The sequence below is a fragment of the Microvirga sp. HS2 genome (assembly GCF_055792805.1).
The window spans coordinates 1-2,036 of record NZ_JBVVAJ010000086.1; the positions used below are offsets into that span (position 1 = coordinate 1).

Annotated in this window: 2 protein-coding genes; both read right to left on the reverse strand. The window is 67.7% G+C overall.

Annotated elements, in window-relative coordinates; genetic code table 11:
* On the reverse strand, nt 1–1,417 hold a 1,417-nt coding region (locus ACS5Q0_RS27385; protein ID WP_473129773.1), incomplete at its 3' end, for a tripartite tricarboxylate transporter permease.
* Nucleotides 1,417–2,036 (reverse strand): tripartite tricarboxylate transporter TctB family protein (locus tag ACS5Q0_RS27390; RefSeq protein WP_473129774.1); only part of this gene is annotated, 620 nt, incomplete at its 5' end. The genes ACS5Q0_RS27390 and ACS5Q0_RS27385, both read right to left, overlap by 1 nt.

Sequence of the window (2,036 nt, forward strand, 5' to 3'; positions counted from 1 at the left end):
CGGCGCTGACCGGGTGGGTCACGAAGGTGTCCAGCGACCCGCGCGACAGAATGAGCGCGCGGCGCAGGTTCTCCTCCATCAGCTTGCCGAGCACGAAGCCGAGCAGCATCGGCGCGGGCTCGAAGCCGAACTTGATCAGCGTGTAGCCCACGAGGCCGAAGAGGGCGATGAACATCACGTCCGTCGGCAGCGAGTTGATGGAATAGATGCCGATGCAGCAGAACATCAGGATCGCCGGGAACAGCATCCGGTAGGGCACCTTCAGCAGACGCACCCACATCCCCACCATCGGCAGGTTGATCACGAGCAGCATCAGGTTGCCCACCCACATCGAGGCGATCATGCCCCAGAACAGGGTCGGGTTCTTGGTCATGACCTGAGGCCCGGGAATGATCCCGTGGATGGTCATGGCGCCGACCATGAGGGCCATCACCGCGTTCGGCGGGATGCCGAGCGTGAGCAGCGGAATGAACGAGGTCTGCGCGCCGGCGTTGTTGGCCGATTCAGGCCCGGCGACCCCCTCGATCGCGCCGCGCCCGAAGCGGCGCGGATCCTTGGCGATCTTCTTCTCCAGCGTATAGGACGCAAACGGCCCGAGCACCGCCCCGTTGCCCGGCAGGATGCCGAGGATGGCGCCGATGATGGTGCCGCGCAGCACCGGCTTGTAGGACTGCCTGAAGTCGTCCTTGTTCGGCAGCAGCCGGCCGATGGCCTGGCGCACCACGTCGCGGTGCTCGGTGTGATCGAGGTTGCGCATGATCTCGGCGATGCCGAAGATGCCCATGGCCAGCACGGCGAAATCGATGCCGTCGGAGAGGAACGCCAGGCCGAAGGTCATGCGCTCCTCGCCGGTTTCCAGGTCGAGCCCGACCGTGGACAGCAGGACGCCCACCAGGATCATGGCGATGGCCTTGAGGATCGAGCCGCGGGCCAGAACCACGGCGAAGACCAGGCCCATGACCATCAGCGAGAAGTACTCGGTCGGGCCGAAGATCAGGGCCAGGCCGGTGAGCGGCGCGCCGAGCGCCGCGATCACCAGGGTCGCCACCGTGCCGGCGAAGAACGAGCCGATCGCCGCGATCCCGAGCGCCACGCCGGCCCGGCCCTGGCGCGCCATCTGGTGGCCGTCGAGGGCGGTGACCACGGAGGTCGCCTCGCCGGGGATGTTGACCAGGATCGCCGTGGTCGAGCCGCCGTACTGGGCGCCGTAATAGATGCCGGCCAGCATGATGAGCGCGCCGGTCGGGTCGAACCCGAAGGTGATCGGCAAGAGCATGGCGATGGTCGCGATCGGACCGACGCCGGGCAGCACGCCGATCAGGGTGCCGACGAGGCAGCCGAGAAAGGCGAGGAGCAGGTTCTGCAGGCTCAAAGCGACGCCGAAGCCGAGGCTCAGGTTGGACAGAAAGTCACCCATCAGATCCTCCCGCTGTGGTCGGCGACGTCAAGGGCCGTGGTCCGGGATCCGCGGGTCGCGAAGAAGACCGCGATCGCGGCCACGATCAGGACGGCGGCGGTGGCGCGCATGATCGCCTTCTGCGACCACCCGGCCGGGAAGAGGCCGGTGAGCTCCTGCGGGAAGACCGGGATCGGCAGGTTCAACAGATCGCCGAAGAGCAGCATGCAGAACGGCGTCAGGCTCAGGCTGAGGATCAGGAGGTCGCGGAAGCGGGCCTCGGGGGTGGCGTACCCGCCAAGGATGATCCCCAGCGGCCCGGCCACCACCAGGCCGAGGCCGGGAAGCGCAAGAGGTCCGAACGCGAACGGCCGGATCGTCACGGCGAAGGCCAGGATGCTCAGGATGATGAAGAAGGGGCCGCGCAGGCTCCAGCGCTCCAAGGGCTCCCCGTCGTGAATAAAGGCATAGGCGATCAGGGCCAGGCCGGACAGGCCGACCGCGATGGCGAGCCAGCGCGGCAGCATCGCGGGCCCCATGGCGTTGAGGGTGCCCTGATCGAGGTCCCGGGTGAGAAAGAGCGCCAAGGCCGCAAGAGCGATCAGCAGGATGCCGCCCGCCATGCCCTGCGGGGCGCGAA